We start from the raw sequence: 22,750 nt of genomic DNA on the forward strand, positions 1-22,750 counted from the left end.
GAAACTTTTTTCATTTTTAAAATTGTGTTGCTTTCTTGCAAAAATAAAGATTTTTATCTGATATTCAACTTTTTCAGATAATCTCTCAATGGTTTTTCTATAAATTGATAAAACACAATGGAAGTCATAATAAGAACAATGATATAAATTCCAAATATAGTGTTAATATCAAGATTATATTCTTTTAATATTTCTCTAAGAATATATAAAATAGGGATATGGGTAATATATACAGCATAACTTGCTTCTCCCAAATATTCCAAAGGTTTCCATGAAAACAGCTTCGTTAATGTTCCGTTATTTTTGGATATTAAAATAATAAGCGGAATAAAAAGAATCGCCATCAAACCATCATGATAAAAAAGAGGAACGAAGATTAAGGATATCAAAATAGCTGCAAAAATAATCATCATCGGAATATCAAAATTCTTCTGTCCTGAGTTCTTCACAAAGTATAATCCGGCAAGATTTCCTACTAAAAATTCATTAACATGCATTAGAGGGAAATAATACAGCAGTTCATGACTTTCCGTATGAGGTCCTTCATAATAGGATGAACCAGCATAAAGATTACAGAAAACCTGAGTAATAATCCAGATAATAATTGTGACCACCCAGATACTTTTATTTCCCTTGGAATAAAAATAGTTGTATAGCAAAGGAAAAATCAGGTAAAACAAAAACTCAACAGAAATAGACCATCCCGGAAAATTAAGGATCATAGCCTCTCCCGGAAGCCAGCTCTGAAGCCCCAGCAGATACAAAAATCCTCTGTAAACACTGAAGTTATAATACCTTGTGATCAGATAAAGCAGAAGCCCTACTACATATAGCGGATAGATCCTTGCAAATCTGTTTTTATAATAATCAAAGTAGTCTATCCTATCTTTTTTGTGATAGGCAACAATCATAATAAAACCTGAAAGAATGAAGAAGTAACTTACTCCTACATTAGCTCTCAGAAAGATATTTGAAATATAATCTATGTTATATAAAAACAGATCTTTGTTGAAATGGGATATGACAATTGCCATAGCGGCAAGAAACCTGGTAAATGTAATCTGGCTTATCTTCATATAAACTGCTAAACAGTCGTGTTATAAGTTTTTATTTAAACATTTTTTCATCCAGAAATCTTCAACGATTAAAATCTATCACCATTTAAATTAAACGGGTATTATAAAAAGGGAACCAACCTCTTTTTTTAAAAGCTATTTAATAAAAACACCAATATATTTCCCTTCGTATTCTACAACTGTGGTTTCTATTTTATTTTTTTCACAGAAATCCTGATAGGCAGAGTTATCTCCGATATCATCACTGATGAAAACACCTCCTTTTCTCAGGTGGCTGTAAAGTTCATCATAAGCCCACATTCTTCCGTTATAGCTCTTGTCAGAATCATAGTGAAGAACATCAAACGTAGCGTTTTCGGAAAATATCTTCGGTAATGACTCCCTGTCTGCAAAACGGAATAATTTCCAGCCTGTCTTAAGGATTTCAGGAACTACATATCCTACGTACTGATCGCCATCCTGTGCAAGGTAAGGCATATCTGAACTGTATAGAGTTCCGTTTCTTTTTACCAGTGATAAAAGGCTTGCCAATGAAGACCATCCATAGGCCACTCCTGTTTCCACTACATGTTTAGCATTCGTAAACTCACAAGCATAATAAATCAGCTCCAAAGCACCGGGTCCTCCCATTTTTACGGGACAATCCTTTTCCTTTTGTGTTGCTGTTGCTAAAATCTCCTGATAATTGCTACGAAAAGCATCTATTTCAAGCCCGAAGAGCTTTGAAATAGCCTCTTTCTGTGATACAGCTCTTCCGGCAGCCCAAGAATTGGTTTTTTCCTTTCCTTTGAATGCATTGCCTCTGTTGACCGTATTTTTAATAATTTTTCTACCCAGTTCCGGATAAAGGTCGGGTCTTTTCAGATACCCGATAAATGTTTTGAGAACTCTTGTTATTTCACTCACTGTGTTGCCTTTAATAGAGCAAAAATAAAGATTTTTTTTTCATTTAATATAAAAACAGATTATATTTGTGTAACTCAAGTGAAAAAAAACAGGGCCGTATCTTCATTATGAAAAGTGCCATTTTACCCTCAAGATCCCATTTTCAATGAACAATTTTCATTCAACATACTTTCTGAGACTTCCATCATTATTAATTGATAAAAATATTGAACTTTACAGTCAGCTGTTAACCCTCAACCCTCTTTTAAATTAATATGAAGTTTTCTGTACTTATAGCCCATTACAACAACGCGGTACTGTTCAAGGATTGCTACAACTCTCTGCTACTGCAGACCTATCCGAACTGGGAAGCCGTTATAGTAGATGATGCCTCTTCAGAAAGTGAAAGAGATCAGGTGAAAGCCATCATTGCAGGAGACGAGAGATTCAGATTTTTTGAAAATGAAAAAAACAGTGGTGTTGGGGTTACTAAAAGCAGACTCATAGAGCTGGCTGCAGGAGAGGTTTGTGGTTTTGTAGATCCTGATGATGCCATTCTTCCGACAGCCATCGAAAAGGCCATGCAGATTTTTGAACACAAAAAAAATGTGGTACTCACCTATTCGCGTTTTATGGGATGTGATAAAGATCTTAAACCTATTGCTGCCTACAAATCAGCAATGCAGGTAAGGAACAACGACCCTTATTTCTTTAATTATCCTATCCAAATTGGTCATTTTACGACGTTCCGAAAGGATGTTTATGAACAGACCGAAAAAATGAACCCGGAATTAAGAATCGCTGAGGATCAGGATTTATATCTGAAGATGTACGAAAAGGGTGATGTTTACTTCATTGATGACACCAATTATCTGTACAGGGCACATTCCGGAGGGATTTCTCAGAATGACAATAAGGGAAGATCCTATGATTATTTTGCTCAAGTGGTTTTCGCAACAATGAAAAGAAGAAAGCTCACAAGCATCAATGGAAAAAAAATTCCGGAAAAATATACCAATCATCAGGAAATTTTCTCCCTTTTGGAATATCAGCATGGTATTGGCTATAGAATAAAGAAGAAAATAATTATTGCTTTACAAAAACTGTTCAGATAATGTCAGAAAATAAAAAAATACAGGTTCTTTTCAGGCATCGCTCTATGGAAATGGGAGGTGTGGAAAAGGTTATATTGAGTATGCTCAACAATCTTAATCCTGAAAAGTTTGACATTACCGTTTGCCTTAACCTCAATCAGGGAGAACTGCGGGATGAATTTCCAAAACATATAAAGAAAGTATATTTAACGGAAGGGAAGGAAAGTTTTTCACAAAATCCTCTTATTCATAAACTTCAGCTTATCCGCCGAAGAATGAAGCTTTCACAAGCTCTAAAGGATCACAAGGTATCTGATCGTATTCTTGGAAATAAAAAATTTGATATTGAGATTGCCCCCACATATGCCGCTTTCTCATCTGTGATTAACTCCAGCAACGGATCTTCAAAAAAAATAGGATGGTTTCACTCTGAAATTAATGTTCCTGGGATGCAGCCGCTGGTTCCGGAAATTCTTAAGAACTTTCCTCAATTTGATCATATGATCTACTGTTCTCAAAAGATTAAGGATATCATGCATCAGTCCTATCCTGATTTGTTATACCCAGCAGAAAGTGTGGTGATTAATGCTATTCCTATTGAAGAAATTAAAAAGAAAGCCGAGGAAAAGATAAACGATCTTCCTCAAGGGCCTATTTTTGTTTCCGTAGGGCGTCTTCATACCAGAAAAGGCTATCATAAGCTCATTGACGCTCATAAAAGGTTAATTGACGAGGGATTTCATCACAGTGTTGTTGTTGTAGGTAATGGAGAGGAAAGGAAAAACCTGACAGAGCAGATTCGTGTTAATAATGTTCAGGATACCTTTATTTTGTGTGGTAACAGGATGAATCCTTATCCTTATATTAAAAACGCAGATTACTTCATCCTTTCCTCCGAGTCAGAAGCATGGCCACTTGTAGTTGCTGAAGCTTTGATTCTTCAAACCCCGATTATTGCCACTGACACTGGTGATGTAAGTGTCATGGTAAAAGACAGAGAAACCGGATACCTCATCAATTATGACACCCATGAAATGTATGAAGCCATGAAAGTTTTTCTAACGGATCAGGAGCTTATTGCCAAGATCAGAAAAAATCTTGAAACAATAGAAGATCAGTTTGACAATCAGAAAATCTTCAATGCTGTAGAAAAGATTATTGAGAGTCTTCATCAAAAATAATTACTGCGCGGAATAGCCTCCGTCTACTACCAGATTGGAACCTGTAATCCATCTTGCGGCATCAGAGAGTAAGAAAATACAGGCATTGGCCACGTCTTCAGGTGTCCCGATTCCCAGAGGATGTTTTTTAAGGATTTCCTCAGCAGCTTCTTCGCCGATATTTTCAAACATCTTTTCCAAAATAGGGGTATTTACCATGGCCGGGCTGATACTGTTAACGCGGACATTACTTCTCGAAAGTTCCATGGCCATAGAACGTGCTCCGGAAATAACGGCCCCTTTGCTGGAGGAGTAAGCAGCTTTTCCGATTTCACCAACCATTCCTGCTACAGAAGAAATAAAGACAAAACTAGAAGTTTCGGTTTTATATTTTTTAAGGGACAAAATCTTGGCGATTTCAAAACCGGCAATCACATTAACAGCAAAAATATCATGGTAAAGCTGTGGGGTATGTTTTTTTAGTGGTAGCGTTTTTTCTACTCCTGCACAGTGGATAAAGCCTGAGATCTTTCCTAATTCTGATACTTTTTCAGCAACTAGTTCCTCAAGGTTTTCACATTCTGCAATATCTGCAATAATAGTTTGAGTTTTGGTCTCCGGAGCCAGCATGGATACTGTTTTCTGAAGCTCTTCTTCATTCCTTGCAATCAGGATAAGGTTTGCACCACTCTTGCTGCATTCTACAGAACAGCTTCTCCCGATTCCGGAAGAAGCCCCTGTAATAAGAATATTTTTATCTTTTAATGAAAACTGATTCATTAATCTTCAAAGTTTTCTTTACCAATAATATTTACAAGATCTGCTACCGTCTGAACGTCTTTAAAATGCTTTGTATCAATCTTTTTACTGAAATTCTCATCTACAAAAGCAATAACAGAAAGTAAACTGATTGAATCATAGCTTTCCAGCTCTTTAAGGTTTGTGTCTAATGTAAGAGTTTGATCTTCTTCTAATTCTTCTTGTAACTTTTCTAAAAAAACGGATGTCTTCATATATTTTTTATTTTATGATGTTTATAATTAAATTTCCAATATGGTTGCGCCCCAGGAATAACCTACTCCAAAACCTGCCACTAGAATTTTACCGCCTTCTTTTAACATTCCTTTATCCATCATATTTTTCAATGCAATTGGAATGGTTGCAGAAACCGTATTCCCTGTTTTTTCCATGTCAATATAGAACTTCTCTGCGGGTATTTTGGTTTTCTTTCTAAGATAATTCAACATGAAAGAATTAGCCTGATGAAAAACAAAATGGTCAATATCATCCATTGTCAGCCCATTAATCTCCATTGTTTCCTTTACAAGACCCGGAATATTTTCAATAGTAAAATTAAAAATCTCAGGTCCGTTCATATATAGATTTTCGGGTTCAAACTCATTTTCAGGATTCAGTTCAAAATCTGTTCTGAAAGCTCCTTTTTTCACAATAAGATTTTCAGCACCACTTCCATCTGTTCCCAGGCAGAACTTATAGTCTTTTCCGTTGTCAGCTTTTTCAATAATAGCTGAAGCAGATGCATCCCCGAATATGCTTCGGTTTCCTTTATCTTTTGGATTAATATGCTTTGTATAGGTTTCTGAAGTGATCAGCAAAATGCTTTTAGCGATTCCTCCTGCAATCAAACCTTTGGCAAATGCCAGCCCATAGACAAATCCTGAGCATCCCAGGTTAAAATCCATGGCTCCTATATTTTTTCTAAGCCCAAGCTTATCCTGCAAAATGCAAGCCGTAGTGGGAAGAAAATAGTCCGGGCTTTGGGTACAGAAGAGAATAAAGTCTACTTTTTCTCTGTCGTAGCTCTCAAAAAGTTTTTCTGATGATTTTACGGCAAGGTCTAATACCGTTTCATTTTCTGCCGAGATGTGGCGTTGCGAGATGCCTACTTTTTCCTGGATCCTATCGGAACTCCATTCGGGGAACTCTTTTTCCAAATCCTCGTTGGTAAGAACCAGCTCCGGCAAATAATATTCTATTTTGGAAACTTTTATCATATAAATTCTTTTTCTTTGCAAAAGTAAAAAACAAATTTACAATAATGATATTCATATACCGAATAGTACTTAAAATACATTCCGTCTATCATACCTTTTTAAACAAAGCCAGTTTAGAGGCAGCAAAATATCATGGTATGAAAGTAGGGAAAAATTTCAATATGCCGGACAAAATCTATTTTGGAACGGAGCCTTATCTTATTGAAATTGGTGATGACGTTAATATTGCTGCAGGTGTAAGATTTGTTAACCATGGAGGAACCACTACCCTGCTGAGAAAGCTTCCGGGATATGAAGATGCTAGAATTCTTGGAAGGATTAAAATTGGCAATAACTGTACAATAGGAATCAATTGTGTTATTACTCAGGATGTGCAGATTGGAAACAACTGTATATTGGGAGCCAATTCTGTTTTATCGCAGTCTATGCCGGATAACACTGTATTTATTGGTAATCCTGCTCAATTTCTTTGTACCATTGAAGACTATGGAGACATTGTTTTAAAAAACAATCCGGATTACCCGAGAGAACTGGAAAAAGACCGCAAAAAACTGGATGAATACATTAAGGCCAATCTTCCACACAAATACAAAAAAGCAAGAAGAATAAAATAGACCGACAGGGTTTTAGTTCTGATGAAACAATGTATTTATTTTTCTAAATTCCTTTTGTTTAATAATAAATTCTCAGTATTTCAGAACAGAAACTTTATTTTTTATACTTTTGTGTTAGACCTAATGATGAATTAAAGATCACAAATGAATAAAAAAATTTTATTTGTATACTATCAGAATATTAAAATTGGTGGTGTAGCTAAAGTGTTAACTAATATCACTTCCAATTTAGCAGACCGGGGTTATACTATTGAAATCCTTTTTTTAATGGCTCCTCATGACGATTTTTATACCGTCAACCCTAAAATCAAAAAACATTATATAGATTCATTTGCAGACAAGTATTCTCAGTTTGCATTGCATATCAGAGAAAAATACAGTTCTGCTCCCAAAATACATACAGCCTACTCCTATCTTTATGACTGGGGTTCCTACAGGGTATTCCGGGACTGGATCAAGGAAAATCATCATCATTACACTACTATTGTTACATGCTGGTACAAACTGGCCACCATGCTCTCATTTGATAAGGAAATCAGCAAGAAAACCATTGCCTGGGAACATTCTTCATTTCGGGTAGGAGGCATGATCTATGACAAAATGCTAAGAAAGAATTATCGGAAATTAAAATCTATTGTTAGCATCAATAAACCTTCTGTGGAGTATTATGAAAAGTTGAATACAACCTTTTTCATCCCTAATCTTTCGGATGGAATTTATGAAGATCTTACATTTACTCCTAATCATGAAAAGGAGAATATCATCAGCTTTGCCGGAAGACTGGATAAAACCAAGAATGCAATAGATCTGGTTAGGATTTTCAAAGACACTCCAAAACCGGCAGACTGGAAGCTACAGGTCATTGGTGAGGGACCAGAAAGAGATACTATTGCAGCCTATATAAGAGATCATAATCTGGAAAACAGCGTTTTCTTATTGGGGCCTAAAACCCCTGAAGAAGTGGCCAAATTATTAGAAAAGTCAAAAATATTTGTTTTTACCTCCTTAAGTGAAGCATTCGGATTGGTTCTGGTAGAAGCCATGTTCTGTAGCAATGCTATTATTTCTTATGATTGCGAATTTGGGCCATCAGATATTATTAATGAGAAAAATGGTTTTTTAATACCTTTACATGATAGAAAAATGTTTTCTGAAAAGCTTGAACTCCTGATTCATGATGAAGAACGGCTCGCTAGCTTGATGAAATCCTCTTTTGAAGAATCAAAAAAATGGAGAAAAGAGGCTATATTAGAGGAATGGGACAAACTCCTTCAATAAACTAAATTATCCGTTATAAACAGCAATAAATATTTTTCATAAAATATAAAGATTCTCCTGAATGAAGAAAAAAATTCTTATACGTATTGGTTCCCTGCGCCATGGAGGTGCAGAAAAGGTTTTGATCAATTTCCTCAAAAACCTTCCTGAAGACAAATATGAAGTTGATTTATTAATTAATCTCTATACAGGAATGTACATTCAGGAAGTTCCGTCATGGGTTAATTTACATTATCTTCTGAAGGGAGAAATGATTACCACCAACAGGCCTCATGAGATTCCTATAAAAGCATTCAGGGTACTTTACCAAAAAATGTTTCTTTTATTTCCATCTCTTCTGTACAAGTTTGTTTTAAAAAACAAAAAATACGATGTAGAAATAGCTGCTATTCATGGGATGTACAGAGAATTGTTATCCAGTCCGCAAAAAGATTCTAAGAAAATCATCTGGATTCAGAATGACATTTTCAACCTTAAGGCATATACTCCGGAAGTGATTCAGCAACTCTTCAGGTTTAACAGGATCCTTGTTATTTCCAATAAGCTAAAGGAAGAAATGCAAAAACTGGCTCAAAGTGAAAAAGAAAAACAGGCGGTTATTAAAATTTTCAACCCTATCGATAAAGAAGATACTTTACAAAAGGCAGACATAGAGATCAATGATTTCCCTTTTTCTAAAGATCTACCAACCTTTGTTACCATTGGAACTGTTTATCCGCAGAAAGGCTACGACAGACTTCTTGACGTTCATAAAAAATTAATGGATGAAGGTTTAAAGCATCAGATCATCATTATTGGTGATGGATATGATTTTGAAAATATTCAGGGAAAACTTAATCAATTGGGACTTCAGGAAACGGTGAAAATGCTGGGATTCCGAAGCAATCCTTATCCTTACCTTAAAAAATCAGACTTTTATATCATGTCTTCCCGACACGAGGGATTTCCTACCATTATTGCTGAAGCCCTTATTCTGAATAAACCGGTAGTTTCTACAGATGTTTCAGGGATCAGAGACTTGTTACAGGATGGGAAACTAGGTCTTATTACTCCTAATTCAGAGGAGGGAATCTATGAGGGGATGAAAAAAATACTTACCGACAAGGACCTTTCAAAACAGTACGAAAGAGAAATTACCAATACAGACCTACCGTTTGTATTGGAGAAATCGGTAGCGCACCTTCAGGAAATTATAGATAAAATATAAAATATTTGCCATGCCGGATTACACGATAATACAGAAAGATTTTTACAGAGAAAAAGGCCAATGGCTTTCTACTGTTGGGATTTGGAAAAAATGTATCAATCCCAATCTTCATTACATTTATATTTTAAGAAAAGCACAAAAATATCCGAAGAAATCTTTTTCCGGTATATTCTGGAGGGTAATTTTAAGGCATTATCAAATAAAATATGGTTTTCAAATCTACCCTGAAACTGAAATTGGGGAAGGGCTGTACCTTGGACATTGGGGAGCACTTGTCATCAATCCTAAAACTAAAATCGGAAAGAACTGCAATATTGCCCAGGGTGTTACCATAGGCCAGCAAAACCGAGGAAAAAATGAAGGCTACCCTATCATTGGTGATGAAGTATGGATAGGTCCCAACGCTGTTATCGTTGGAAATGTAAAGATTGGCAGCAATGTACTGATTGCTCCCAATGCCTATGTCAATTTCGATGTTCCGGATGATTCTGTCGTAATGGGAAACCCAGGAAAGATCTCCCCAACCACAGAAGCAACGAGCGGTTATATCAACAATAAAGTATAAAGCTGAACAGGCTCAAATGAAATCCTTTTAAAAGGAAAACACCAAAGACTATTTAACATAACATATTCATAATCAATAATAAATCACACATCAATGTTGTGGGATTTATTATTTTTATTTACTTTTACAAAAAAAATAAAGAGAGCGATGCTATCATTTATTTTTCATAAAACTAAAAACACTTACCATGAAAAAAAACACTCAGATTCATCCTGGACGGTTTAAAAACTGTCATTTTCCTACTCTTTTTGATTTCGAAAAATAAAGATCTACGGTTTAAAATTAGAAAACTGTAAACATTTGCGTGTTTATAGCCCTTGCATTTTCATTATCCGTCAGTGAGAATCGCAATATAATTTGACTGTTTATTTTAATATGTACTCAAAACACAACACTTAACAATTCCTCGGAACATTATGAAAAAAAAGTCTACGCTCAGGGCACTAGCCGTACTATTTTGTATAGTACCTGCCCATGCTTTTTCGAGAGTCTCTTCCGTCCCGGCAGAGTACGGTTATGGAAAAGAAGAATTTTCACGGTCGAGCCATTATGCTCCACCCTATCTTTATGATTTAGATCCAGGTTTCAGCATTCAGCAGAATGTGAACCAAAAAGGATTAACCATTGTTGAAGGTAAGCTTACAAAACCTTTTACCAGTGATGACATCCGAATGGAAATCAAGTACCAGAACGCGCAAGGGAACTGGGTAACCGCTTGGTGCAAGATCTTGTATTCTTACAACCAGTACAATGAAAACCTGAAGGCTGTTTTCGAATTACCTGCCTCCACCACAGCAACGTACAATCTGAAAATTGAGCTCAGCTCAAATTCCAATCTCAGCAATTTCAACAGTGTGGTTTGGAATAAATCAGTAAGTCATTACAAGCAGGGAGATTATGCAGCTACCAGCTGTGATCTGGATGAAAACGAATATACCATCCTCCTTACTCCTAAAAAGGAAAATACATTGATCCTAGACAATGCAGGAAAGGTGACCGGTATTAAAGACAGGGTAACATCGGCCCATGCATGGAACAAGCTTGGCAATGTCATCATGAACAATAAAAAGGATGATGTGGTATTTGCTACAACAAATCCTTCAAACCTCATCACAGATATCAATGGCAGTAAATCTGTAAAACTGATAAATACAGGGGCAATAAGTGACACATTGGGAGCTACGCCTGAGTTTATCTATCATGCAATGCCTGGACACCCAATACCGTATTTATACAGCTATAATGATCCGGTATACATGTTTGCAGGGAAATTTTCCATTCACGGATTAATGATGAAATTCAGCCAATGGCCAGGAGAGCCTAACGGACCAGGCTATCATAATTTCAAGAACCCAAACAGCCTGGAAAGCAGATACTTTAATATGTATAATACAATTCATGAGAAACTATCTGACTTCATGACGGATCAGGAGCCTATCGTGATTGTCTCGAGTTATATCACAGGATTCAGGGTATATAAAAGCAATGGTACCTATATCAATATTACCAATCTGACTGCTCACAGTAATTATGGAGCTCCTCATTTCGGTTATACCAATAACGAAGGAAATGCCCGCAGAGGGCCAGGTTCTGAAGACCTCATCATTTCTCATACTCCGGAAATGACTTTATATGGCATGGGAGCACTACGAAATGATGTAACCAACTTCTACCAGCCTGTAAGATCTTTACAGGATATTGAATCGGAAGTATCAAAATTCATTAACTATGTAGGAATCTTCAATGTTCCTTATAATGTTGGAGAATGTGTCAACTCATGTTTCACCGTAAATTCGGGAGCCACTCCTGATAACAATGCCACAGACTGGACCAAGGCTCCTAACAGCTATATCTTTACAGGAAAAGACAAGAATGGCAATGCCGTAGATGGTCTTTACATTCCTGTTAAAAAGGCACATGAAATGTGGGCAAAAGGAGGCGATTTAATGAAAGATGAGCTTAACAATTATACTAAAATTCCAGACGGAGGAATTGCAAAAGCGGGATTATATTGGGAAGATGAAGTGGGATTGATACAATCAGTTGCCCTTGAGGGAAGTGGAGAAAATGCTAAAATCAAAGTACTTGTTAACAAGCTTAAAGAAGGAAACGCTGTAGTTTCTTATCGTATCAATGATAAGGTATACTGGACATGGCACGTTTGGGTTACTGATGACCCAACGAACGGAAGTACTTATCATCAAGGATTTGAAGCTGACAAAGAAAACCAACAGGTTACAGACTGGAGATGGATGGACAGAAACCTAGGAGCAACCAATGCAAATCTTGTAGGTCATGATTTCCATAAATCTGGAGGATTGCAGTATCAATGGGGAAGAAAAGACCCATTCCCATCCAATTACAAGGACCTTTCGGTATATACCATCAAAGGAGAAGTAGGAACATTAAAAGGTTCTGTTCCCTTGAAATACAGAGGAAATCTATATGCAGCAGCTGACAATACAGGTTTTGACTCTCCTAACGGAAACATCAGATATTCTATTAATAATCCAATCAACCTGATTATTCCTCCTGTCTATGTATACAAAATTGGAGAAACGTTGGTGGATAATGGTGAAAACTATCTGAAGCAAGGGCCGAATGCATCTGATTGGGAAAGGAAAGAACAAACTACATGGTTCTCTAAAAATAAATATAAATTTTTCAATAAAAATAACCATTACGAAAATGAAACCTGGGACCTTTGGGGAGATACCCGTGGTGGAAAATGGGTAAATATGAATACTTCTGATGCAACAGTTGCGAAAGAAAGTAAGCAATATGCCCTGAAATCCTCTTTTGACCCATGCCCTTGCGGATGGAGAGTTCCATCTTTCTACTCATCAGTAGATGCTTCACCTAAATCCAGCCCGTGGGGTAAAACCGGAGGCTTAGGGAATGTGGATATTGTTCCCAACACTCCAAGTGTTCAATACCCTGGAATAAAAGTATATCCTGGATATGGATTTGATTTAAGCAATGTTGCGGACCGAAATTTAGGAATGCTGCCAATTACAGGAAATTATGAATATTATCCTCAACCAATGACTTTGGCGAACCGTACCAGTGCACAGATTGATGCCCTAAGGGATGGCAACAAGTTATACAAACAACCATTCATAGGTTTTCAAGACCAGCACAGTGACGGAGCATTGCATGCATCTACGTTTTTCTCTTCCATCAGCCCAGGAGAAGCTCCTGTTACAGGAGCAAGAGGTCTTTTCCTTATATCCGATGCAGGAAACGTACCCGGCCACTCAAATCTGGGATGGCATAACATCGCATACAACCGAGTTTTGGAAGGAAATACTTATGAAACAAGAGCAGTACGTTGTATAAAGGATCCTAATAATGCTTATATGCCTACAGAATTTGAAGCAGAATATATTGCCTCATCTCCTGTACAATACTCATTGGAAACCCTTAAAGGATGGACAAAGGAAGCTAATAGCTATATTGAGTATACCAATTCAACATTAGCAACTCCAACTCCGGCTGATAAGGATAGAATAATTGATATTCCTTTAAGAAAGGCTTATGCAATGTATAAACTATACTTATCGGAGAGTAATGATTTCCCTACCGGAAGTACCAAGTCAACATCCATTGTATGGACAACTGACAAGACTCTCATCTCAAAAGTGGAGATTATAGATGGCGCTATGGAAGATGCTAAATTAAGAGTAACCCTGAATGAAAACAAAGCTGGTAATGCCGTAGTCGCATTTCATTTAGGAAATTCAGGACAGTGGGTAAACAATAACAACAGTGACCCTATTATCTGGAGCTGGCATATATGGGTTCCACAGTCTATCGTACAGCAGCAGGCTGAATTCACTACAGAAACAGTAGCCAATGGAGGTATTAAAGCGGATACAAGCAACCAATTTGTAAACCCCGCCAACAGTTACTATGGAGTTCCTTTGAAGACTATTCTAATGGATAGGGATTTAGGAGCACAAATGCCTTTTATCGATACTCATATGGCACTCCCGGCAGAGTCAACCACCGACCCATTATCCTACAACCCAGCTAACCCAACGGCTGAAAATAGTTTAAGGGTATTACAAATAAAGAACAGTGGGGGTATGCACTTTCAGTGGGGAAGAAAAGACCCAATTCCTGTATTCTATAATCCAGGAGGTTTTTACAACACCTATCGTTCATTTAATGTGTATACTATCTTTAGACAGACAGGTATAAGTGGTACTGCTCCGGTATACTCTGCGGCAATTAACAATACAAATTATGAAGCAAATTATACTAAGGAATATTCCACGTATTCAAGTATCATCAATGCCAATGATGCTACAGCAGACAGGATAAAGAAAATTATAAAATATTCTGTAAACAATCCATTTATATTCTTGTATAATAACTCCACCAGCCCGGTTAAAGACTGGTTATCTAATGAGAACGGACTTCTTCCCAATCGTTGGGGACACGCTACGGAAAAATCTCCGTATGACCCTTGTCCTGAAGGATGGAGAATACCAGACTTACAAGGTACATCTGCAGAAGGTGTGAATATATTTGATGGATATCTAGCCTATGCCAAAGGTAACTCACCTTGGTTTTACAATGCTAAGTTCAGTATCCTACAGTCAGGAGTTTATAAAAACTTCTATGGAATAGACCCCTCAGATGTTAATGCCTATGTAAGCAATGAACCTTATAACGTTAATAAAATGACTTATCTGGGTGGTTATGTAAGGGTAATACCAACCAATAAACTACCTATACGATATGGATATATTCTAAACAGACCTGAATATAACATTGGAACCTTTGCCAATAATGGCATCAGAGGTTTTGCAGGAGGTAAAACACTTGATGACATCGTAACACCGGATGTAACAGCCCAACTTAGAAGATCTGGTATTTGGACTTCTTCACCGTTAGGAAGCAGTGGACATGCGGCAGGAATGTATTTCAATGCTGAAATTACAACCGGGGCAAATGATAAGCTATATTTCCTGAACCCATCTTTTGCATTTTCTCCACAGGCAGGAATGTCTTGCCGTTGTGCCAAAATTCAATATAACAGTTTAGGTAAAGAAATAGCCCGATACGACCCTAATGCTGTAGCCGTACCAAAAGATGCCCTTAGAAAAGCATCCAATACTTTTGAGCAAGCAAAGGTTACAGAAATGGTTGTAAAGGACAAGCTAACTGTATTCCCGAATCCGGTAAAAAGTATTCTGTATATCAAGCCTAATGAGGTTAAAGAGTATTACTATCAGATCTATAATATGTCTGGACAACTTATCAAATCCGGTAAGTTTGAAAATGAGAAAACAGATCTGTCTTCTTTAATATCGGGAGCTTATTTAGTAAGAATCAATAATTCTGAAACATTGGTGAAAATTATTAAAGAATAACATTTATTATTCTCACATTAAACGGCCCCAATTGGGGCCGTTTTTTTATGCAAAAAATTAAAAACATCAATTCTCAATTCTCAAATTCCGGGTAATAAAATAAGCAACCAATACATTAGGAACCCAGCATAACCAGGCTACAGCAAGGTAGGAACCAAGAGGGTTATGCGTAATATTCTGCAACAATGGAAACCATAACCGGAGGGTTACTGCGGCAAAAGTACAGGCATAGCTGTAGATCATGAATCGTTTATGTTTTATAACCTCTCCTTTTCTTATTGCAACCAATCCCAGAAGAGTTGTAACCAGCCAAACAAGTCCCAAACCAATAAAACCTGTAGCAGAAATAACCCCGCCATTGGCATAAAATCCCATATAGATAGCAGCAACAGAACTTATCAGCACCGAAACCACATACACTTTTCCAATACTTCTGTGTATTCTGATGTATTTATTCCTGAACTTACTCCCAAACTGGCGCCAGCCTATAAAGAGAGAAATTCCGCCAAAAATAATATGGGCAAAAAATGCAATTCTCCAGATTTGGTTTTGGAGAACATCCAAAGATTTAGAGCCTAAAAAGGTATTCTTGTGATCAACAAAAAAATAAATTAAAGGATAAACACCAATAAGCAATGCAAAAATACAGACGATAATAAATAAGAGCTTCCTCATGACAGTTGATTAATTTTCCTGCAAAAATGAGCATAAAGAAAGGTTCAACTGTTCCAAAATGAAAGATGAAACAAATATTATATCATTTATTATGTGACACTTACTCTTCTAAAGTAAGATTTTGACTTTTTAAAAACTCTCTTGGAGAACAATTCATGTATTTCTTAAAATTCCTGTTAAATGAGGTCTTGGAATTGAACCCACTTTCAAAAGCTAATGACAAAATTGTGTACTTTTGATTTTCAGGAAGTAGTGCTATTTTTTTGAACTCCTCAACCCTTTGCCGGTTGATATAATCATAAAAGTTCTTATTTTCTACTGAATTAATGGTCTGGGATAACACATTGGGATGAACATCCAGCAGCTGTGCAACATGATTCAGGTTCAGATCTGGATCTTTATACAGCTTTTCATGATTCATCCTATACACAAGTTTTTCGTAGATGCCTTGTATAACACCATCTCCCGGAGAGTTCTTTTGATACTTTACCACCTCATTATCAATTTCTTTTTCATCAGCATCATCAGCTACAACCGGTAAACCCAAAATACCCACACGACTGATACCAAAGTAAGCGGCTACCAGAATAAACAGTACCACCATAGAAAAAATAAGAATATTATTCCTTATGACCACGGCAATCCATATGAACGCAATTCCTGTAATCAGATAGTATGCCCAATTCAGGTTAATTTTCTCCGTGTTGGAGTATTGATTGGAAATCTCTTTCTTGTATTTTCTGATTGCAAGCAGACTTAAGCCCACATATACAATTCCGGACATGATCATTAAAAATTTGAGAGCGTCACTCAACCCTTCATATCCTTTACCCCTATTCTGGTAAACCAACATTCTTTCATGAGGAGACAACATCAAAAATTGAAATAGAACCACATAAATCAGCAGAACAGGCATGCAATGCAGCAACCAGATCTTCCAGCTCATCTTTCTGCCTGTAACACTCAAAATATACAAATACAACATAGGACCGTGCATGAAAGGAAAAGGAAGTTCAAATCCAATGAGATAAGGAAATTTCATATAACCTCCTGAACGAAGCAATACAAAAAAAACAAGATGAACCCCTATAATCAGAAACCAAATTGCCAAAAGAAAATCCGATGTTCTCTTTTGTGGCTTTCCCAATATCAGGAAAGATGAAAAGCAGGCAATAAAAATTCCTGCCCAATAAAATATTCCCAGATCAAAGTTCTCCATTGAAACTATAGGGTTAAAATCAGGGCATTAATTTATTCATTTTCCCACACTAAATAATGATTTATTTTGAATATCATGATCTACTGGTCTTTAGGGCAACATCAAAATTTAAAAAAATTTTAATGTACAATTCTCAAATTATAATTTATACTTCGTAATTTTATCTTAGATTTTAAACGTTTGGATTATCGAATGGCTAGCAATCCCTCTAAGGCAAAGTATATCGGAATATTAGATATGATTTTAAGCATATTTTAATATTAAACTTTGTTAAAAGTAAGTGATTTTTCTGCAAAAAGTATATTTTTGCACAATTATTGATTTAGTCTATTGATTTTGAAAATAATTTAAACGAAATAAATAATTATAAACCTTTTTTAAATTTTTAAAATTATGTCACAATCGTACGAGGTTATTTTCGAGAACAATAGAAAATGGGTAGAATCTAAAGTTTCAGAAGATCCACATTTCTTCCATGAGTTGGCAAAAACTCAGCATCCTGACTATCTGTATATCGGATGTTCAGACAGCAGAGCAACAGCAGAAGAATTGATGGGTGCAAAACCGGGAGAGGTTTTCGTTCACAGAAACATTGCTAATGTTGTCAATACTTTAGACATGAGTTCCACAGCGGTTATTCAATATGCTGTAGAACATCTAAAAGTAAAGCACATTATTGTATGTGGACACTACAACTGCGGTGGCGTAAAAGCAGCGATGACTCCTCAGGATTTAGGATTGTTAAATCCTTGGTTGAGAAATATTCGTGATGTTTACAGATTGCACCAGGCTGAACTTGATTCCATCACAGATGAAGACAAACGTTATGACAGACTTGTAGAACTTAATGTTCAGGAGCAATGCATCAACGTTATTAAAATGGCCTGCGTACAGGAAAGGTATATCTTAGAAGAGCAACCTATTGTGCACGGCTGGGTATTTGACCTTAGAACAGGTAAAATTATTGATCTGGAAATTGATTTTGAGAAAACCTTAAAAGATATCCAAAAGATCTACAATCTTACAGGTTCTGATTGGGTAATGAGCAGGAAGACCAAATAGTTTTTCTAAAAAGAATGTAAAATGAAATTCTGGAGTATTATTGTATTAACGTTTTTTCTGAATTTTACAGCGCTGCCAAGCATTGCTGCGGTTGCAGGCTGGGATATTCTAAGAACGAATATAATAGTTAATGAAGAAGAACCACATTCTCACCCATCCTCATTTATTGTGTATGAAAAGACCCTTCCAAAACCTTTGGATGTCTTCGATTATCTAAAATTTTCTGAACCTGATCTTCAGGGGATGTCTTTTATATTGGTGGATGATTCTTTTCATCTTTCACCTTTACTCACTATATTTTCTCCGCCTCCGGAAGCTTAATTTTTAAGTATCATTAGATTATTTTGTACACCCGTTCATGTCGTTTTCCGGCACTGAACAATCATGTACGTGCTTTAAAATTAATTTTCCAATCTTTTATAATTGATTATTTAGGAATAAATCAATCGGTTATAATATTTTCAAAAATATCATGAAAAAAACATCATTATTAGGAGGAATCAAGGAGAATTTCCCTTCCGGACTCGTTGTATTCTTAGTAGCGCTTCCCCTGTGCTTAGGAATCGCCTTAGCATCGGGAGCCCCGCCATTATCCGGGATTATTTCCGGGATAGTAGGAGGTCTTGTCGTAGGATTTCTTAGTAATTCTAATATCTCGGTTTCAGGACCGGCTGCAGGTCTTACTGCTATTGTTCTTACTGCAATTACTGATCTTGGAGCATTTGAACTATTTCTTTGCGCCGGAATCATCGCAGGATTAATTCAATTGATTCTAGGATTCGTTCGAGCAGGTAGTATTTCCAATTACTTTCCCAATAACGTTATTGAGGGAATGCTTGCCGCCATCGGTATTATTATTATTCTAAAACAAATTCCGCACGCGTTGGGATTTGATAAAGATTACGAAGGAAATCAATCTCTTTTCAGCAATGGGATTAATTTTAATTATTTCACAGAGTTGTTTGGAGCTATTCATTTGGGAGCCATTCTTGTAACTGCAGTATCAGTAGGTATTCTTATTGCATGGGACAAAATACCGGGTCTTAGAAAATTGAAAATGCTTCCGGGAGCCTTGGTTGCCGTAGTTGCCGGAATCCTTTTAAACGAAGCATTTAAATTGTCTGGAAGTGCATTGGCTATTGGCACAGAGCACTTAGTATCTTTACCGGTTCCAAAATCTTTGGAGGATTTCAAAAATCTTATTGTAATGCCTGATTTCGGAGGATTCACCAATCCTAAAGTATGGATCGTAGGAGCAACTATTGCCATTGTAGCTTCTATTGAAACCTTACTTTGTATTGAAGCATCAGACAGATTAGATAAACAAAGAAGAATTACAGATACTAACCTTGAACTTAAAGCTCAGGGAATAGGAAACCTTATCAGTTCATTCATTGGAGGACTTCCAATGACCTCTGTAGTGGTAAGAAGTTCTGCTAATGCGAATGCGGGTGCTACTTCCAAGACATCAGCGATGATCCACGGAGTTCTTCTACTGGTATGCGTCCTTACCATTCCTTTTATCCTAAACCTTATCCCGCTTGCAACTCTTGCTGCAGTATTGATTCTGGTAGGATATAAGCTGGCGAAACCAGCTACGTTCAAACATTTCTGGCATCTTGGAAAATTCCAGTTTGTACCATTTGTAGCAACGGTAGTGGCAGTGGTAGCAACAGACTTATTAAAAGGAGTTGGAATTGGTCTTGCGATCTCTGTTTTCTATATCCTTCAAGGAAATATGAAACGAGCTTATTATTTAAGCAGAGAAAAACTGGATGATGCCGATGGGATCGGAATAAAATTAGCCGAAGAGGTTTCATTCTTAAATAAGGCTGCCATTAAAAAAACTTTGAAAAACATTAAGCCTAATTCCAATGTGATCATTGATGCAAGAGAAACCTCTTATATTGCTACAGATGTATTGGAAATGATCCAGGATTTTGCCAATATCCGTGCAAAGGAAGAGGACATCAATGTAGAGCTTTTAGGCTTTAAAACTTCATACAGGGATTATGAAAGGAGTGAAGATTCTCACATCCTAATTACCCACAAAAGAGCAATGTAAGCTCACTTATTAACATTTATTATTAACTTTAAATTCGAAAAACAATTAAATTATATGAAAGCACATACATACGAAACTCAGTCATCAATTACTCCTGAAAAAGCTTTAGACTTTTTAAAAGAAGGAAACCAAAGGTTTGTAAATAACCTTAAAGCAAACAGAGATCTTCTGGAGCAGGTAAATGCTACCCGCGAAGGACAATGGCCTTTTGCTGTGGTTTTAAGCTGTATAGACAGCCGTACTTCTGCAGAGCTTATTTTTGACCAAGGGCTGGGAGATGTTTTCAGTATCAGAATTGCCGGTAATTTTGTTAATCAGGATATCCTTGGTTCAATGGAATTCGGGTGTAACGTTGCAGGTTCCAAACTGATCGTAGTTTTAGGGCACACAAAATGTGGTGCTTTAAAAGGAGGTCTTGATGCTGCACAAATTGAAGGACTGGGAATGGATAATCTAAACCACCTTATCAATCATTTTGATCCAATCATCAATGAAGTGATTGAGGAAAATGAAGAACGTTCATCAAAAAACAGCTCACTTTTGGAAAGACTTAATCATCAAAACGTAAGAAGTGCGATTGAAGACATCCGTAAGCAGAGCACAACACTTAGAAAGCTTGAAGAAGACGGTAAGATTAAAATCGTTGGAGCCAATTACGATGTTGAAACTGGCGCTGTAAGCTGGTTATAACATCATTTCATTTCAGCTAGTTACAAAAAAAAATAGACAAAATAGAGCCTCGCTCAGATAAATTGATTGGAAATTAATTTTTAAAGCACGTCAAAAGGCCATCGGGAATCCGATGGCCTTTTTTTATTCAAATCGAAATTTAATTATTTTCTATACAATGCTTGTCCTGATCAACAGGTTTGCTTCTTATTTACCATTAAAAGCTGACATTGTATTGCTGATTCCGGCAAAAACAAAGGAAAGACTAGCCTTTGAAAAGGTCTCAATTCTCTCAGAAAGCTTTTCCGTTTCCTCCTCATTCCAGGTTCCCAATACGTAATCTACCTGTCTACCCGCAGAGAAATCTGCCGAAATTCCAAAACGAAGTCGTGCATAGTTTTGAGTCTGTAATACTTCATTGATGTTTTTGAGCCCGTTATGACCGGCATCAGAACCTTTCCCCTTCAACCTCAATGTCCCGAAAGGAAGGGCCAAATCATCGGTTACAATCAGTACATTCTCTAAGGGAATATTTTCTTTCTGCATCCAGTATCTTACAGCATTTCCTGAAAGATTCATATAGGTATCAGGTTTCAGAACAAAAACTTTTCTGCCTTTATACTTTCCTTCTGCCATCCAGCCGAAGTTAGCGGTATTAAAAGATACCTCAAGTGTTTCAGCTATTTTCTCGGCCACTTTAAATCCTATATTGTGTCGTGTATTTTCATATTCTGAGCCTTTATTCCCAAGCCCAACTATTAAATATTTCATCAGAAATTTTTTGCAAAATTAAGAGATAAAAAATAAAAAACTCAACCTTAGCAAGATTGAGTTTAAATATTGTTAAAAAACTATTCTATTGTGGTTTATAGATGTAGTTGATACCATATCCTTTTGTCATATAAGTCTGTAGGTCATATGCATAATTGGTGCTCTTTACAACCGGAGTTGGAATAGGTACTGTTAAATCTGTAACAGACCATCTCTTCGGGTTATTTGGAGATAGGATAAGACTTTCTTTATCATTGATTATAGTGGATAATAATCTTGAAATCTTATAGGCATGCGGTAATAAGGTGAACGGACTGATCTGATCATCATACGCATAATAATCATAGCTGTATTTTTTAGTCGGTGCACTATTTATAAGTCCATAATGTCTTATAACCTTAGATACATTATCCCCAACATAAGAATAAGCCGTTTTTGAATAATTTGTAAATGCAAACGCAGTTCCGGCAACCTCTACCCCATTCTTCATATCGATAGAATCCAGTTTTGCAGTTACAGGATTGTATACTATTCTGTAAAGAGACTTTTCTTTACTTAATAACGTTTGTGGTCCAGGAGGATCTGTTGGTAGAACAGGAGGTGTTCTTCTGAAGATAGAACGGTTTTCAGAGATTGTTTGTAACTTACTGTTATTACCATAGTTAAAAATCTGAGAATACGATACACTATCCTTATCAAGTTTTCCGTTTCCATCAAGATCCAGGAAACCATTAAAGTTAATTTGGCTTATTTTATCACCACTGTACATGATATCTGTAATAGAGGCACTGTCTGTAATTACTTTAGTAACAAGAAGTCCGCTATAATGATATTCAGCAAGGGTGTCCTTAGCTGTAATCTCTCTATATAATGCTCTAGGCCCATTCAGACCTCCCTTATCGTTCAGATCCAATAGAGGATTCCCGTCTTCATCCAATAAATTTTTGCAGGAGTGTATTGAAGAAAAACCTGCAATTAATAAGATAAAATAGAAAATTTGTTTCATTTTCAGGT

Annotated in this window: 20 protein-coding genes; 11 read left to right on the top strand and 9 right to left on the bottom strand. The window is 36.5% G+C overall.

Going from position 1 to position 22,750, the window contains the following annotated elements:
* Window positions 1-53: 53 nt before the first annotated feature.
* Window positions 54-1,076, bottom strand: coding sequence for an acyltransferase family protein (locus tag C7D53_RS13230; RefSeq protein WP_106916916.1), 1,023 nt, complete (start codon window positions 1,074-1,076; stop codon window positions 54-56).
* Window positions 1,077-1,211: 135 nt separating this feature from the next.
* Window positions 1,212-1,982: a class I SAM-dependent methyltransferase gene (locus tag C7D53_RS13235; protein WP_106916917.1), complete on the bottom strand. Its 771-nt coding sequence runs from the start codon at window positions 1,980-1,982 to the stop codon at window positions 1,212-1,214.
* Window positions 1,983-2,236: 254 nt separating this feature from the next.
* Here C7D53_RS13235 and C7D53_RS13240 point away from each other — a divergent pair, with 254 nt between their 5' ends.
* The gene (locus C7D53_RS13240; protein WP_106916918.1) at window positions 2,237-3,076 is read left to right on the top strand and encodes a glycosyltransferase family 2 protein; all 840 of its coding nucleotides are present in this window, start codon (window positions 2,237-2,239) and stop codon (window positions 3,074-3,076) included.
* A complete protein-coding gene (locus tag C7D53_RS13245; RefSeq protein WP_106916919.1) occupies window positions 3,076-4,236 on the top strand; it encodes a glycosyltransferase in 1,161 nt (386 codons plus the stop codon). The genes C7D53_RS13240 and C7D53_RS13245 overlap by 1 nt, the downstream gene beginning before the upstream one ends.
* Here the strand turns inward: C7D53_RS13245 and C7D53_RS13250 are convergent, their stop codons facing one another.
* The 3 genes from C7D53_RS13250 to C7D53_RS13260 are packed head-to-tail and all read right to left on the bottom strand — an operon-like array spanning window position 4,237 to window position 6,230.
* The gene (locus tag C7D53_RS13250; protein WP_106916920.1) at window positions 4,237-4,995 is read right to left on the bottom strand and encodes an SDR family NAD(P)-dependent oxidoreductase; all 759 of its coding nucleotides are present in this window, start codon (window positions 4,993-4,995) and stop codon (window positions 4,237-4,239) included.
* Window positions 4,995-5,228: a phosphopantetheine-binding protein gene (locus C7D53_RS13255; RefSeq protein WP_106916921.1), complete on the bottom strand. Its 234-nt coding sequence runs from the start codon at window positions 5,226-5,228 to the stop codon at window positions 4,995-4,997. The genes C7D53_RS13250 and C7D53_RS13255 overlap by 1 nt, the downstream gene beginning before the upstream one ends.
* Window positions 5,229-5,255: 27 nt before the next feature.
* A complete protein-coding gene (locus C7D53_RS13260; RefSeq protein WP_106916922.1) occupies window positions 5,256-6,230 on the bottom strand; it encodes a 3-oxoacyl-ACP synthase III family protein in 975 nt (324 codons plus the stop codon).
* A 137-nt stretch (window positions 6,231-6,367) separates the two neighbouring features.
* Between C7D53_RS13260 and C7D53_RS13265 the strand changes: the two genes are divergently transcribed.
* The 5 genes from C7D53_RS13265 to C7D53_RS13285 all read left to right on the top strand — a co-directional run bounded on the left by C7D53_RS13265 (window position 6,368) and on the right by C7D53_RS13285 (window position 15,275).
* Entirely contained in the window at window positions 6,368-6,844 is a 477-nt protein-coding gene (locus tag C7D53_RS13265) for an acyltransferase (protein ID WP_228422338.1), read from the top strand.
* Window positions 6,845-6,988: 144 nt separating this feature from the next.
* Entirely contained in the window at window positions 6,989-8,122 is a 1,134-nt protein-coding gene (locus C7D53_RS13270) for a glycosyltransferase (protein ID WP_106916924.1), read from the top strand.
* 61 nt (window positions 8,123-8,183) lie between these two features.
* The gene (locus C7D53_RS13275) at window positions 8,184-9,329 is read left to right on the top strand and encodes a glycosyltransferase (RefSeq protein ID WP_106916925.1); all 1,146 of its coding nucleotides are present in this window, start codon (window positions 8,184-8,186) and stop codon (window positions 9,327-9,329) included.
* A gap of 10 nt (window positions 9,330-9,339) precedes the next feature.
* Complete coding sequence (locus C7D53_RS13280; protein WP_106916926.1) at window positions 9,340-9,894, top strand: serine O-acetyltransferase; 555 nt, start codon at window positions 9,340-9,342, stop codon at window positions 9,892-9,894.
* A gap of 416 nt (window positions 9,895-10,310) precedes the next feature.
* A complete protein-coding gene (locus C7D53_RS13285) occupies window positions 10,311-15,275 on the top strand; it encodes a T9SS type A sorting domain-containing protein (protein WP_106916927.1) in 4,965 nt (1,654 codons plus the stop codon).
* A 66-nt stretch (window positions 15,276-15,341) separates the two neighbouring features.
* On the opposite strand, the gene C7D53_RS13290 is transcribed toward C7D53_RS13285, so the two are convergent.
* Both C7D53_RS13290 and C7D53_RS13295 read right to left on the bottom strand, forming a co-directional pair.
* Window positions 15,342-15,950, bottom strand: a complete 609-nt coding sequence (locus C7D53_RS13290) for a DUF2306 domain-containing protein (protein WP_106916928.1) — start codon at window positions 15,948-15,950, stop codon at window positions 15,342-15,344.
* 100 nt (window positions 15,951-16,050) lie between these two features.
* Window positions 16,051-17,169, bottom strand: coding sequence for a helix-turn-helix domain-containing protein (locus C7D53_RS13295; RefSeq protein ID WP_106916929.1), 1,119 nt, complete (start codon window positions 17,167-17,169; stop codon window positions 16,051-16,053).
* 393 nt (window positions 17,170-17,562) lie between these two features.
* On the opposite strand from C7D53_RS13295, the gene C7D53_RS13300 reads away from it, so the two are divergent.
* The 4 genes from C7D53_RS13300 to C7D53_RS13315 all read left to right on the top strand — a co-directional run bounded on the left by C7D53_RS13300 (window position 17,563) and on the right by C7D53_RS13315 (window position 20,986).
* Window positions 17,563-18,231 carry a carbonic anhydrase gene (locus C7D53_RS13300; RefSeq protein ID WP_106916930.1) on the top strand — a complete coding sequence of 223 codons (669 nt, stop codon included), beginning with the start codon at window positions 17,563-17,565 and terminating at the stop codon, window positions 18,229-18,231.
* Between the two features lie 21 nt (window positions 18,232-18,252).
* Complete coding sequence (locus tag C7D53_RS13305; RefSeq protein WP_106916931.1) at window positions 18,253-18,552, top strand: hypothetical protein; 300 nt, start codon at window positions 18,253-18,255, stop codon at window positions 18,550-18,552.
* A gap of 151 nt (window positions 18,553-18,703) precedes the next feature.
* The gene (locus tag C7D53_RS13310) at window positions 18,704-20,296 is read left to right on the top strand and encodes a SulP family inorganic anion transporter (protein WP_106916932.1); all 1,593 of its coding nucleotides are present in this window, start codon (window positions 18,704-18,706) and stop codon (window positions 20,294-20,296) included.
* Between the two features lie 54 nt (window positions 20,297-20,350).
* Window positions 20,351-20,986, top strand: a complete 636-nt coding sequence (locus C7D53_RS13315) for a carbonic anhydrase (protein ID WP_106916933.1) — start codon at window positions 20,351-20,353, stop codon at window positions 20,984-20,986.
* A 186-nt stretch (window positions 20,987-21,172) separates the two neighbouring features.
* Here the strand turns inward: C7D53_RS13315 and pth are convergent, their stop codons facing one another.
* Both pth and C7D53_RS13325 read right to left on the bottom strand, forming a co-directional pair.
* The gene (gene pth / locus C7D53_RS13320) at window positions 21,173-21,736 is read right to left on the bottom strand and encodes an aminoacyl-tRNA hydrolase (RefSeq protein WP_106916934.1); all 564 of its coding nucleotides are present in this window, start codon (window positions 21,734-21,736) and stop codon (window positions 21,173-21,175) included.
* 85 nt (window positions 21,737-21,821) lie between these two features.
* Window positions 21,822-22,742 carry a hypothetical protein gene (locus C7D53_RS13325; protein ID WP_106916935.1) on the bottom strand — a complete coding sequence of 307 codons (921 nt, stop codon included), beginning with the start codon at window positions 22,740-22,742 and terminating at the stop codon, window positions 21,822-21,824.
* Window positions 22,743-22,750: the final 8 nt, after the last annotated feature.

It is taken from the genome of Chryseobacterium aurantiacum (assembly GCF_003020585.1).
Lineage (GTDB): Bacteria > Bacteroidota > Bacteroidia > Flavobacteriales > Weeksellaceae > Chryseobacterium > Chryseobacterium aurantiacum.

Bases quoted from the DNA above. Each gene is read 5' to 3' on its own strand.
- C7D53_RS13270 (WP_106916924.1), top strand. From the start codon at position 6,989: ATGAATAAAAAAATTTTATTTGTATACTATCAGAATATTAAAATTGGT.
- C7D53_RS13315 (WP_106916933.1), top strand. From the start codon at position 20,351: ATGAAAGCACATACATACGAAACTCAGTCATCAATTACTCCTGAAAAA.
- C7D53_RS13240 (WP_106916918.1), top strand. From the start codon at position 2,237: ATGAAGTTTTCTGTACTTATAGCCCATTACAACAACGCGGTACTGTTC.
- C7D53_RS13255 (WP_106916921.1), bottom strand. From the start codon at position 5,228: ATGAAGACATCCGTTTTTTTAGAAAAGTTACAAGAAGAATTAGAAGAA.
- C7D53_RS13280 (WP_106916926.1), top strand. From the start codon at position 9,340: ATGCCGGATTACACGATAATACAGAAAGATTTTTACAGAGAAAAAGGC.
- C7D53_RS13310 (WP_106916932.1), top strand. From the start codon at position 18,704: ATGAAAAAAACATCATTATTAGGAGGAATCAAGGAGAATTTCCCTTCC.
- C7D53_RS13325 (WP_106916935.1), bottom strand. From the start codon at position 22,742: ATGAAACAAATTTTCTATTTTATCTTATTAATTGCAGGTTTTTCTTCA.
- C7D53_RS13265 (WP_228422338.1), top strand. From the start codon at position 6,368: ATGAAAGTAGGGAAAAATTTCAATATGCCGGACAAAATCTATTTTGGA.
- C7D53_RS13260 (WP_106916922.1), bottom strand. From the start codon at position 6,230: ATGATAAAAGTTTCCAAAATAGAATATTATTTGCCGGAGCTGGTTCTT.
- C7D53_RS13230 (WP_106916916.1), bottom strand. From the start codon at position 1,076: ATGAAGATAAGCCAGATTACATTTACCAGGTTTCTTGCCGCTATGGCA.
- C7D53_RS13300 (WP_106916930.1), top strand. From the start codon at position 17,563: ATGTCACAATCGTACGAGGTTATTTTCGAGAACAATAGAAAATGGGTA.
- C7D53_RS13305 (WP_106916931.1), top strand. From the start codon at position 18,253: ATGAAATTCTGGAGTATTATTGTATTAACGTTTTTTCTGAATTTTACA.
- C7D53_RS13285 (WP_106916927.1), top strand. From the start codon at position 10,311: ATGAAAAAAAAGTCTACGCTCAGGGCACTAGCCGTACTATTTTGTATA.
- C7D53_RS13245 (WP_106916919.1), top strand. From the start codon at position 3,076: ATGTCAGAAAATAAAAAAATACAGGTTCTTTTCAGGCATCGCTCTATG.
- C7D53_RS13250 (WP_106916920.1), bottom strand. From the start codon at position 4,995: ATGAATCAGTTTTCATTAAAAGATAAAAATATTCTTATTACAGGGGCT.
- pth (WP_106916934.1), bottom strand. From the start codon at position 21,736: ATGAAATATTTAATAGTTGGGCTTGGGAATAAAGGCTCAGAATATGAA.
- C7D53_RS13275 (WP_106916925.1), top strand. From the start codon at position 8,184: ATGAAGAAAAAAATTCTTATACGTATTGGTTCCCTGCGCCATGGAGGT.
- C7D53_RS13290 (WP_106916928.1), bottom strand. From the start codon at position 15,950: ATGAGGAAGCTCTTATTTATTATCGTCTGTATTTTTGCATTGCTTATT.
- C7D53_RS13295 (WP_106916929.1), bottom strand. From the start codon at position 17,169: ATGGAGAACTTTGATCTGGGAATATTTTATTGGGCAGGAATTTTTATT.